Source organism: Streptomyces capoamus, from assembly GCF_014654935.1.
Lineage (GTDB): Bacteria > Actinomycetota > Actinomycetes > Streptomycetales > Streptomycetaceae > Streptomyces > Streptomyces capoamus.
This window is the reverse complement of the sequence record NZ_BNBF01000003.1, coordinates 469,380-479,806: the sequence shown is the minus strand read 5'-3', so window position 1 is coordinate 479,806 and position 10,427 is coordinate 469,380. Positions and strand designations below refer to the sequence as shown.

11 protein-coding genes and 7 pseudogenes are annotated in these 10,427 nt (G+C 69.3%); 5 read left to right on the top strand and 13 right to left on the bottom strand.

Annotated features, from left to right (window positions below; all coding sequences use genetic code 11):
* Nucleotides 1-408: 408 nt before the first annotated feature.
* Nucleotides 409-966 (bottom strand): telomere-protecting terminal protein Tpg, encoded by a 558-nt coding sequence (tpg, locus tag IE312_RS08150; protein ID WP_189979715.1) that lies wholly within the window; start codon nucleotides 964-966, stop codon nucleotides 409-411.
* A gap of 14 nt (nucleotides 967-980) precedes the next feature.
* A pseudogene (locus IE312_RS08145) lies at nucleotides 981-1,426 on the bottom strand (telomere-associated protein Tap); the annotation flags it as partial.
* A gap of 71 nt (nucleotides 1,427-1,497) precedes the next feature.
* Between IE312_RS08145 and IE312_RS08140 the strand changes: the two are divergent.
* Both IE312_RS08140 and IE312_RS08135 read left to right on the top strand, forming a co-directional pair.
* A complete protein-coding gene (locus tag IE312_RS08140; protein WP_189979712.1) occupies nucleotides 1,498-1,731 on the top strand; it encodes a hypothetical protein in 234 nt (77 codons plus the stop codon).
* 40 nt (nucleotides 1,732-1,771) lie between these two features.
* A pseudogene (locus IE312_RS08135) lies at nucleotides 1,772-2,032 on the top strand (DUF6417 family protein); the annotation flags it as partial.
* A gap of 217 nt (nucleotides 2,033-2,249) precedes the next feature.
* Here the strand turns inward: IE312_RS08135 and IE312_RS08130 are convergent.
* The 5 genes and pseudogenes from IE312_RS08130 to IE312_RS44725 form a co-directional block, all read right to left on the bottom strand.
* Entirely contained in the window at nucleotides 2,250-3,230 is a 981-nt protein-coding gene (locus IE312_RS08130; RefSeq protein ID WP_189979709.1) for a zinc-binding dehydrogenase, read from the bottom strand.
* An 82-nt stretch (nucleotides 3,231-3,312) separates the two neighbouring features.
* Entirely contained in the window at nucleotides 3,313-3,897 is a 585-nt protein-coding gene (locus IE312_RS08125) for a TetR/AcrR family transcriptional regulator (RefSeq protein ID WP_229899287.1), read from the bottom strand.
* Nucleotides 3,898-4,244: 347 nt separating this feature from the next.
* Nucleotides 4,245-4,743: pseudogene (gene tpg, locus IE312_RS08120) on the bottom strand (telomere-protecting terminal protein Tpg); the annotation flags it as partial.
* A 6-nt stretch (nucleotides 4,744-4,749) separates the two neighbouring features.
* Nucleotides 4,750-4,989, bottom strand: a pseudogene (locus IE312_RS08115) (telomere-associated protein Tap); the annotation flags it as partial.
* A gap of 16 nt (nucleotides 4,990-5,005) precedes the next feature.
* Nucleotides 5,006-5,278: pseudogene (locus IE312_RS44725) on the bottom strand (DUF8841 domain-containing protein); the annotation flags it as partial.
* 9 nt (nucleotides 5,279-5,287) lie between these two features.
* On the opposite strand from IE312_RS44725, the gene IE312_RS08110 reads away from it, so the two are divergent.
* Entirely contained in the window at nucleotides 5,288-5,470 is a 183-nt protein-coding gene (locus tag IE312_RS08110; RefSeq protein ID WP_189979705.1) for a hypothetical protein, read from the top strand.
* Between the two features lie 175 nt (nucleotides 5,471-5,645).
* Here the strand turns inward: IE312_RS08110 and folE are convergent, their stop codons facing one another.
* The 3 genes from folE to IE312_RS08095 all read right to left on the bottom strand — a co-directional run bounded on the left by folE (nucleotide 5,646) and on the right by IE312_RS08095 (nucleotide 7,386).
* Complete coding sequence (gene folE, locus IE312_RS08105; RefSeq protein ID WP_189979703.1) at nucleotides 5,646-6,302, bottom strand: GTP cyclohydrolase I FolE; 657 nt, start codon at nucleotides 6,300-6,302, stop codon at nucleotides 5,646-5,648.
* 1 nt (nucleotide 6,303) lies between these two features.
* Nucleotides 6,304-6,759 (bottom strand): hypothetical protein, encoded by a 456-nt coding sequence (locus IE312_RS08100; RefSeq protein ID WP_189979701.1) that lies wholly within the window; start codon nucleotides 6,757-6,759, stop codon nucleotides 6,304-6,306.
* Between the two features lie 84 nt (nucleotides 6,760-6,843).
* A complete protein-coding gene (locus IE312_RS08095; RefSeq protein ID WP_189979699.1) occupies nucleotides 6,844-7,386 on the bottom strand; it encodes a DUF2231 domain-containing protein in 543 nt (180 codons plus the stop codon).
* Between the two features lie 121 nt (nucleotides 7,387-7,507).
* Between IE312_RS08095 and IE312_RS08090 the strand changes: the two genes are divergently transcribed.
* Both IE312_RS08090 and IE312_RS08085 read left to right on the top strand, forming a co-directional pair.
* Nucleotides 7,508-8,260, top strand: coding sequence for a helix-turn-helix transcriptional regulator (locus IE312_RS08090; RefSeq protein WP_189979697.1), 753 nt, complete (start codon nucleotides 7,508-7,510; stop codon nucleotides 8,258-8,260).
* A 389-nt stretch (nucleotides 8,261-8,649) separates the two neighbouring features.
* Nucleotides 8,650-8,949 (top strand): hypothetical protein, encoded by a 300-nt coding sequence (locus IE312_RS08085; RefSeq protein ID WP_370467527.1) that lies wholly within the window; start codon nucleotides 8,650-8,652, stop codon nucleotides 8,947-8,949.
* 169 nt (nucleotides 8,950-9,118) lie between these two features.
* Here the strand turns inward: IE312_RS08085 and IE312_RS08080 are convergent.
* The 3 genes and pseudogenes from IE312_RS08080 to IE312_RS08070 form a co-directional block, all read right to left on the bottom strand.
* Nucleotides 9,119-9,297: pseudogene (locus tag IE312_RS08080) on the bottom strand (low molecular weight phosphatase family protein); the annotation flags it as partial.
* A 100-nt stretch (nucleotides 9,298-9,397) separates the two neighbouring features.
* A pseudogene (locus IE312_RS08075) lies at nucleotides 9,398-10,068 on the bottom strand (aquaporin); the annotation flags it as partial.
* A complete protein-coding gene (locus IE312_RS08070) occupies nucleotides 10,065-10,424 on the bottom strand; it encodes an ArsR/SmtB family transcription factor (RefSeq protein WP_229899316.1) in 360 nt (119 codons plus the stop codon). The pseudogene IE312_RS08075 and the gene IE312_RS08070, both read right to left, overlap by 4 nt.
* Nucleotides 10,425-10,427 lie beyond the last annotated feature (3 nt).

Here is a 10,427-nt window from a genome sequence, read left to right as displayed (position 1 = left end):
TAGCCACCTTTCGCCCGCTGTCGGCGTCTTTTGCGTGGGCAACCGCGCGACCAGCCGCAACCTCACATCGGTACCACCCGTGGTCAGTCAGCCAAACCGCACCTGAGATGCGCATGAGAAGGACGCACCTGTGTCGTCCTATGGCCATCGACGGACCCCGGCGGATGGCACGGGCGGTGTGTCAGAGCCGCGACGACTGCTCGAGTTCGGTGACAGCGAGCCGGGCCGCGAAGCACCAGTTCGTCGGGCGCGGCGGTGGGGGCCGGGCGGCCGAGCGCGGACGGCAGCGCGGCGTGCGCGAGGACCGGCTGCGACAGTTCTGAGTCGGCGTGCGGCACCCATCGACAGCTTCCTGCAGTGATGTGGCGTAGCTGACTCGTGCTTCCGTCTGTCGTGGGCCCGGTTCGGCTACAGCTCGAATTCGAGGTCGATCAGGTCGGTGAGTTCGACTTCGAGGCCGTGGGCGCGGTGGTCGTTGTCGCGGAAGTAGACCTCGCCCAGGGCCTCGGCGGCGATCTTGCGGAGCTGGTCCTCGGTGGCGCCTTCCTCCCGGGCCTCGAAGAGGCGAGCGGCATGTTGAGGGGGCGGAGCGAGGGCGAGGTGGCGGATGCGGGCGTCGTCGGTCCTGCCGGGTGCGGCGGTGTAGCCGAAGCGGCCCTGGACATCGATCATAATGCCGCCGGTGGTGGCCGCGGTCTGCTTGGCCTTGGCGTTGATCTGCGGCTGCCAGCGGGCGCGGACCTCCCGTTCGAGCTGGTCGGCGAGCTCCGGGCGGGGCGTTTTGATCTGGTTCTTCACGTACCGCTCGACGGTGCGCTGGCTGATGCCGAGCAGGTCGGCCACCCGCCGTGTGCTGCCCTGGTGCTGGCGGACCAGGTAGCGCATCTGCGCCCCGGCGGTCTTTGGGATGGGCCGCGTGAACGCGCCCTGCACCGCCTTGTCGAGTCCTTCCCCGACCGTGACCATCGCTGCGAGTCCCCTTATTCTCCGGTGTCCTTGGCGGTGACCTCGCCCGTCTTGATGTAGCGGGCGAGGTTGGCCACGCGACCGTCACCGGCGAGCTGCTCAAGCACGTCCGCGCCCAACAGCATGCTCTGGATGCCCTCGTGCTTGACCATCCCCGGGCTGATGCCGAGCCGGAACGAGCCGGGGACGGTCTTGCCGTCAGCGTTGTAGGGCAAGACATCCAGCGCGCTGGGCCCGTCGGCGGCATACACGGCGCAGTCGGAGAGGACCGCGACAGGGTACTGCCGGTGGCCGCGGCCAGGGCGACCATCTTGCGGTGCATGTTGATGCGGGCCCGGGAGATCACGGCGGCGCGGATGTCGGGCCGCCAGGTGGGCCGGGCGAGGGCGGCCCAGGGCTGTCCCGGTTTCCAGCCGCCGCCGCGCGCTTTCTCCCGCAGCTTGCCGATGCCGCCCTTGACGGCGTCTGGGTGCGCTCACCAGTGCCCGGCTCCTACCGTCGGCTCCCCAGTGTCCGCAAGGCAAGGGTGAGGTGGACCATGCGGGCAGCAAGGCCTGGTTCGAGGCACTGCGGGTTCTGCGCGAGAGGGAACGGCAGCCCCGGTGGGGCTGCGTGCTGTCGGGAGACATGCAGTCCCACCATCAGCAGGCCGTGGAAGCCGCGGCCTGGCAGGGGCTGGCCGAACTGGCCGACCGGGAGATGCGCGCGGAGCTGTCCGTGTACGCGGTCCGGCCCATCCTGTGGGCCGGCACGGCTCTCCCCTAAAGGCCACGATGCGCTCACATACACCGACGCCAGCCCCGCCCCCGAGCCACCAGGCGACCGTCCCGCCGACGGGGAGACGCTGGTCGGACTGCGCCCGTCAGAGATGGACGCGCTGCGCGTGTACGTCAGGATCGCAGCGCTCCTGCGGGTGCCGCCGACCGAAGGCCTGGCGGAACGGGTGCGCACCGCGTATTTCGAGCGGCCGGGCAACCGCTGGTCGCTGCTGATGGGACTCGTTGAAAATCCCCACCTTGCGCTCAGGGGCGGAACAGACCTGCTCTGCCTCATTCCCACCGCGTAGCGTGCTGCTCGCCGTCGGACCGCAGGTCCCGCCCGTCGCAAGTGATCAGGTCCGGTCCGTCGTTTCGACTGACACCCCGCCGGGGTTCGGTCAGGTCGCCCAGGACCCGAAGCCGTGGCTGGGCTCGGCAGTTTTGTCCGCGGTTTCAAGCCGCGGGCGGGGTGACCTTGTTCTGACGGCTTGCCGCCCGCTGGCTGTGATGAAGCCCGGCGAGTTCTCAGCCGACGGTGACGGCCATTTTGCCCAGCGCGCTGCCCGCTTCCATGACCCTGTGGGCTTCGACGATCTCGTCGAAACGGAAAACCCGTGCCGGCCTTGCAGGGAAGATCCCTGACTCGACCTTGGCGTAGATCGCTTCCAGGGGAACGTCGGCGAGCGGGAACTCGGGGCTGCCCAGGACGAACGCGCTGCCGAAGAAGCTGAGCTGCACTCCGGTGGGCAGATCGGCGATGGGATCGAAGTCGCGCACCGGCTCGAAGCCGCCGAGGAAGCCGAGTTGGCAGACTCGTCCACGGAGGCGGACCGTGGCCAGGGAGTCGCGCAGGACGTTGTTGCCGACGAGATCGAACACCGCGTCTACCGGGGTCGTGCCCTTGTCGACCTGCGCGGCCAGGTGGCCGTCGTCGATGAGGACGTCCTCGGCGCCGAGTTCCTTCAGCAGCGGCGCGTGCGCGGGGTTCCGGGTGGTCGCGAGCACCCTCGCACCGTGGTCGACGGCGAGGTTGACCGCGGCCTGGCCGAGGGAGGAGGTCGCTCCACGCACCAGGAGCCGCTCGCCGGGCCGCAGGCCCAGATTGCCGAACAGCCCGTACCACGCCGTCGCATAGACCTCGGGAACGGCCGCCAGCTCGGCCCATTCCAGTGCGGAGTCCACCACGGCCACATTGGTGGCCGGGACCGTGACCAGCTCGGCGTAGCTGCCGTTGCGGGTGCGGCCCATGCCTCCGAGGATCGCCACGACCGGGGTCCCGGGGGCGAGCCGACCCGAAGGGTCGGCCTCGACAACACCGGCGCACTCGATGCCGGGGACGGCCGCGACCTCGCCCCAGGCACCCGCGCGCATGTATGCCTCCGCGTGGTTGAGGCCGAATGCCCTGACCCGGATCAACACCTCCCCCTGCGCCGGGACGGGGTCGGGCAGGTCGGTGATGTGCAGGACCTCGGGGGGGCCGTAGGCGGAGATGACGATGGCCTTCATGAGCGGATCCGTTCTTGAATAGGGGTTCAATTATTGGTCCGAAAAAGAAGCCACCGCATGCGGTGGCCCCAACGGTCGAGCGTCAGACGAGCACGGCGAAAGCGTTGTCGACGATGGCGCGCAGTACCGTGGCGTCGGGGTTCGCCTTCCCCACGACCATCAGCCCCTGGCATGTCGCGACCAGCACCTTGGCGTGACCGGCCGGATCCACCGAGGCGCGCACCTCTCCCGCGCCGCGGGCATTGCGCAAGGCTGTGGTCATGCACTGCTCGAGGCGGGCGAGATGTCCGCGAACGACGGCGGCAGCCTCGTCGTCCTCGGCGGCGTTCTCGATCGCCGTGTTCACCAGCAGGCACCCCTGCCGGCCTTCCGGGCTGAGCAGATCCTGGACCAGGCCGTCGAAGTACCCGCGGAGCGCGGCCAGTGAGGCGCCTGGCGCAGCCAGCTCGCCCAGCTTCTGGGGAACGATCAGCTTGGAATACCGCTCCAGCGACTTCAGGAACAGTGCGTGCTTGCCGCCGGGGAACGCGCTGTAGAGGCTGCCGGGCTTCACCCCCGTCGCCTTGACGAGATCCTCGATGGACGTCGCCCGATAGCCCCGCCACCAAAAGCGCAGCATGGCCTGGTCCACCACGGCGTCGGGCTCGAACTCTCGGGGTCTGGGCATGGCACGAACATACATGAGCAACCATTCAAGAACAAGCGTGGTTCGTGCCGCCTCCCACCGACCTTTCCTCGGCCCACCGCTCGGCCCCTCGGAGTCGCCTCTGACGGCCGGCCAGTTCGAGAACCGGCGCCACACACTCGCGCTTGAGCGGTCAACTGCACGGGGAACCAGGAGCAGCCTGGCCGATTCCACAGATCCTCATCAGCACGCGCCCACCCCCGAGGAACTCCCCCGCCGCGAGTAGCCGGCCCCGCCCTCTGGACGTTCCCGCCGATCGGCGGACCTGCAGGGTCGTCAGGGCCCCGGCGCGGTAGCGCTGCACGGTGCGGATCGAGACGCCCAGGCGCTGCGCGGCGGCCGCTGTCCTGGAAGTACACCTCCTTGAGCCCTTCGGCCACGATCTGCTGGACTGCTGGTCGGTGGCGCCGGCTTCCTGGGCCTCGAAGAGGCGGGCCGCGTACTGGAGGGCAGGGCGACGATCAGGTGCCGGACGCGGTCCTCGTCCGTCGACCCGATCGGCGCGGTGTAGCCCATGCACGCCTGGGTGTCGATGACGATGCCGCCGGTGGTCGCCGCCTTCTGCCGAACCTTGGCCCGGATCTGCGGCTGCCACCGCTTCTTCACCTCGCGCTCCAGGCGCGCGGTGAGTCCGGGGCGCGGATTCTTGATCTGGTCCTTCACGTACCGTTCGACGGTGCGCTGGGAGACCCGCAGCATCTGGGCGACCGCCTTCGTGCCTTTGAGCTGCTTGACCATGTATCGCATCTGCGCACCGGCCGACTTCGGCACTGGGCGGGTGAACCGCCTCCTCACCGCGGCCTCCAGGCCGTCCCCGAACAGGCTCATCGTGGCCTACTCCTGCTCTCCGTTGTCGACGTCGGTGACGGTGCCGTCCTTGATGTACCGGGCGAGGTTGAGCTCCGGGGCGTTGAACCGCTCCCGGACCTCTTCGCCCCACAGGACGTCCTGGGTGCCCTCGTGCTTGACCAGGTCCGGGTTGATACCGAGCTTGAAGCCGCCGGGCAGCGGCTTGCCGTCCCGGTACGGCAGGAAGTCCAGCGGCGAGGGTCCGTTGGCCGCGTAGACCACGCAGTACTGGCCGGATGCAGAGTTGGTCGCAGGCCCGCTCTGAGCCGGTGGCGGCGCGGTACATCCTGGCCCACGGTTCGAACCCGCGCTTCATTAGCTTCCAGTCGGCGCGGGACAGCTGCTTGATGACCTTGTGCTTCTCCGGGATCCGCCCGGCGAGCCGCTCCTCGTCGGTGAGATGGAGCGGCAGGCCGTAGCGCTCCAGGCGGCCTCGGTGAGCACGAGCAGCGGATCGGCGTCCTTGCCCTGCGGCGGCATGGCGGTGAGCCTCACTCCTCTCCCCTCTGACCATGCCGTCACCGTGCTGCAGGAACTCACAGGGCTACAGGACGAAGAGGCGCCCGAGGCGCTGAGGGAACTGGCCGACGAGGTCACCGGCATCGCCACCGGCCTGTTCACCACCTACCGCCGCAACCCCCCGTCCCGCCCCAGCCCGACCAGGAACCACGATGAGCCAGACCCCCAAGCGGAACTGGACCGCTAAGTTCCGTTCCTGCACTTCCAAGGGTCACTCCTGGGACGAGGCGATCAGTGTCCGAAAGTTGCAGTGCCGGTGAACCCCGGAAATGGGGGCGGGGGATCGTTGTCCACCACAATGATCTGACCAGGTGCAGTCCACACACGACCGGTGTATCACCGCACTCAGTGTGAGGCCACGATCACGAGGCTGCACCTGTCAGGGCGAGGAATTCGCTGCGGGAGCGGGCGTCGGAGCGCAACAGGCCGAGCAGGGTCGAGGTCATGGTGCTGGACCCGGTGGCCTGAACACCGCGTAGTGTCATGCAGCAGTGTTCCGCCTCGATCACCACGCCCACGCCCTTTGGTTCCAGATGGGTCTGCAGCCAGTCGGCCACCTGTTTGGTCAGGCGCTCTTGCACCTGCGGGCGGCAGGCGAAGTGCTCGACGATGCGGGCCAGCTTGGACAGACCCAGGATCCGGGCACCAGGCAGGTAGCCGACGTGCGCGGTGCCCACGAACGGCAGCAGATGGTGCTCGCACACGGACCGGACCGGTATGCGACGGGCCAGGACGAGTTCGTCGTATCCCTCGTCGTTGGGAAAGGTCGTCAGGTCGAAGGGGCGCGGAGTGAAGAGTTCGGCGTAGGCGCGCGCCATCCGCCCCGGTGTACCGCGCAGGCTTTCCGAGGCGGTGGGGATGCCGAGGGCGGTGAGGAACTGGCCGGCCGCGGCTTCCGCGGCGGCCAAGTCGACCCCGTCGGGCTCGTGGACCACCCGCAAGGCGGGCCGCCCGGGTATCGCCCCTTCCCCGTCGAGGGGGTCTATCCGGGCGGCGGTGACGTTGTGGCGCTCGCTCATATCAGCTGCCCCCGATGCCCAGGGCGGTGAGCAGCACCAGGACGAGGGTGACCACGGCGAGCAGACCGTGAGCCAGCACGACCGCCACAGGGAAGTGCCGTTCGGCAGGGACCGTCCCTTCGGCAGCGGGGCCTGCGGCGGTTGCCGGCGCCCCGGCCGTGGCACGATCACGGTAGACGGGGAGCCAGCGGGCCAGCATCACGAAGCCCAGCAGGGCGACCGGCAGCAGCAGGCCGAAGGCGGTCCATGCCAGGGCCCTCTTGTCGGCGACGACGTAGATGATCCAGACCACCAATCCGATCGCGGCCAGGGCGAAGTGCCCGAAGACGACGGGTGCGGGCAGGCGGCTGGTGCCGGACTGCTGCTGCCGGATGCCGCCGCGTTGGATCCAGATGCCGAGCATGTAGAAGCCGCCGAGGGCGGTGACCACCCAGGCGATCAGTGCGGCGATGTCCATGGGAACTCCCAGGTGCAAGTGAAGTTGACATTGAAGGCAGCCGGCAAAGGACGGCAGCCGGAGTGGGAGGTGGCGGGGGTCTCATCACGCGGGGGTGCGCGTGCTCCTGCTGCTGGGCGTGTATCCCTCGGCCTGAGTGGCCTCGTCGGCGACACGCACGCCGTAGCGGTAGGCGAGCTTCCCGCCCAGGAATCCCGAGACGCCCAGCACCGCCACACTGAGCGCGGACAGGACGAGCCGGCCGATGCCGACGCTTCCGCCACCGGTGTAGCCGCTGTACCGCCACAGAAAGTTGACGACGTAGGCGGTGGTCACCAGCAGGTTCAGCGTCATGTGGGCCAGGCCGGTCCGGAACGCCGGTGTGCCGGAGGGAATCGCGAACAGGTCGAGGAAGCCGACCATGGCCGCCAGCAGGGCACCGATCACCCCGACCGCGATCAGCCACTGTGAGGACTGGGTCAGGAACCCCGGCCGGTGCACGACGTGGGAAGCGATGTCGAACACCAGGCTGGTCACCCAGGCTCCGATCGGCACGGTCACCAGGATCGGGTGGAAGGGGTGGCCGTAGGGGCCGGCGAGCAGCGCGCTGACCGGGCGCTTCGCCTGAAGCTGTGACTCACGGGTCATCGCAACCTCCCTCTCGTTTCACCAATAAATCTTGGTCTTATTGAGGGATGGCGTCAAGACCTGCACTACGCAGCGCCAAAAGAACACTTGTGCCCAGGCAGATGGGAGATACTGTGGTCTTGTGGCTTCTGATCCGACTGCGCAGGCCAACGCGGCCGACAGCGCCATCGACTCCGTCAGCGTCCTGAGCGAGGACTCGCGCCGACGCATGTTCGCCTTCATCCGGCGTGCCGGCCGTGCTGTCACCCGGGACGAGGCCGCCGCCAGCGTCGGCATATCCCGCAAGCTCGCCGCCTTCCACCTGGACAAGCTCGTCGACGCCGGCCTGCTGCGGGCGCGCTACGAAACGCCTGGCGGGATCCGCAAGGTCGGCAGGCAGCCCAAGGTTTACGAACCCACCGACGCCCAGATCACCGTGAGCATCCCCGACCGCCGTCACGAACTCCTGGCCGACCTCCTCCTGGACGCCGTCCTGACCGAGGGCACCGACGAAAACGCCGCCCAGGCGGCCGTACGGACCGCCGAGCAGCGCGGCCGGCAGCTGGGTGAGGCCGCACGGAAGCAGACCCGCCCGGGCCGACTGGGCCCCGAGCGCGGGCTCACCACCTGCGAGTCGCTGCTGGACGAGTACGGCTACGAACCCGTCCGGGAGACCCCGACCCAGCTCCGGCTGCGCAACTGCCCCTTCCATCCGCTGGCCGCGAAGGCCCCTGAGCTGGTGTGCGGCATGAACCATGCCTTCCTCTCCGGCTACCTCCACGGCCTGGAGGTCAACGGGGTGCAGGCTGTCCTGGCCCCCGAGCCCGGGGAGTGCTGCGTGCGGCTTGGCCCGAGCGACCCCGATCGTGATGACGAGACGAGGCAGGACCACTGACGCGACGCCGTTCGGCTGCCCGCGCGGGCTACCGCCGCGGTGCTGCGGGCTCCAGCATCACCGGTTGCTCGGGGTCTGCCCGAGCTGGGGGAAACGCCCGTTCTGGCGTTCAACCGGAGCGTTGTCATGTTGACCAACCGCGTCCTGAGCCGCCTGCTCGTTCCAGGGAACCAAAACCGGCAGCGCATCGAACCGACGCCGTCACTGTCACCGTCGCCGGGAACACCACCTCCACGACGACCGCCGCCGACTTCGGACTGCTGCTCCTCAGCCGACGTCGGCCTATTGATGGCCGCCGATGGTGCTCAGAAACTCTTCGGATTCTTCGGGAGCCGGGGGCTGACCGTGACCGGAAAAGCGTCTTCGCCGCGATCGGCGGCCTGTCCGTGATGATCGGTGGCCTCGGGCTGGCCCTCGGTCTGCTGACGCCACTGGCGGCCGCCGCGCTGATCGGCGTCATGATCAACGCGATGGTCACGGTCACTGGCGCTCACGGCCTGCGGGAAACCGACGGCGGGGTGGAATACAGCGTGTGCATCGCGGTCGGCGCCCTCGCTCTTGCCGCCATCGGCCCTGGCCGGCTGGTTGGCTGGCGGCTGCTGTCTCCCATGGGGTGCGGCGGTCGGAAAGAGGCAGCTTTCGCCCTCGGCCTCGGCGGTCTCGTCTCTGCGATCACACTGACTCTCTGAACAGCGAAGCCCACCCACGCCTCTCGTGAGCATCGCGCCGGTCACGCCGTAGGCGACGATGGCGAGGGCCAGCGGACCGCCCATCGCGGCGCCCACCCCGATGTCCGCTCCGCCCGCATCGGCGCGGTCAGCATGTCGGTGACGGGGGCTCTCACGCCGCCGGCTCGTTTCCGGGGAAGTACGGGCAGGCGTCACCGCAGTCCATGGTGATCATCAGGTCGGAGGACTGCACCGCCTCCACGGTGAGGACCTTGGGCGTCTCGGCGGAGATGTCGATGCCGGGGCGGACCCAGCCGAGCGGACCTGCACGCGGTCGCCGCCGAGGTGGGGGAGGAAGGCGGCGCCCATCTAAGAGCGGCCCGCGTTGTGCACGCAGACGAACAGCACGAAGGGAACGCCGGAGGTGCTCATCAACGACGTCGTCCTCATTCAATGCGGCCAGGCAGCCGAAACACACGACGGCCAGGCCCAGACCGACGGCGGAGCCGACCCAATTGGGCAGCGAGGAACGGCCACGGACGCGGGGGCGATACCGGCGAAGGTGTCGGTGGACGCCCGGCCGATCGTGACGGCCGGGTTGGCGAAGGAGGTGGAGGAGGTGAACCAGTACGCGGCGCCGATGCAGGAGGCGACCGCGACCGCGGCCAGGTGCGCGCGGCCCGCGCGGGCCAGGCCGAAGATGAGCCGAACCAGCCCGGCGGTGGCCACTACCTCGCGCAGACACAGGTGGCCGACGGACCGGTCGTGGGTGGAGAAGTGCACCAGCGGCTTGTCGAACATGGCGTCGGCCAGCACCGCTCCCGCGATCGCCGCCGCGATCTGGGTGGGTACATAGGCTGCGACGTCGCGCAGGGCCGGGCCGTCACTGGTGCGCCGACTGGTGAACCAGGCGGCGAGGGCGACCGCCGGGTTGAAGTGCGCCCCGGACACCGGGCCGAGCAGGGCGATCAGCACGCCGAGACCGAATACGGTGGCCAGGGAGTCGGCCAGCAGCTGTACGCCGACGCCACGAGTCAGTTCGGTGGCCTGGATGCCGGAGCCGACCACCACCGCGACCAGCCCGGCCGTCCCCAACTCCTCGACCGCATCCCGCCGCAGCAGTGGCACGGGCGCGCTCACGTCGGGGCCTTCGCGGACATGGCGGGAATCTCCAGCAGGGTGGACAGCTTGGCCAGGGCCTCGGGGAGCATCCAGTAGTACACCCACGTTCCGCGCCGCTCGGAGCCGACCAGGCCGGCCTCGCGCAGCACCTTCAGGTGGTGGGAGATCGTCGGCTGGGAGACGTCGAACGGAGCCGTGAGGTCGCACACGCATGCCTCGCCGCCATCGTGCGAGGCGATCAGCGACAGCAGCCGCAGCCGGATCGGGTCCGACAGCGCCTTGAACATCCGCGACAGCCCCGCCGCGGCCTCCTCACCGAGCGGCTCGCGGACCATCGGCGCGCAGCACGCCACCGCCTCATCCTGTCCGAGCACCGG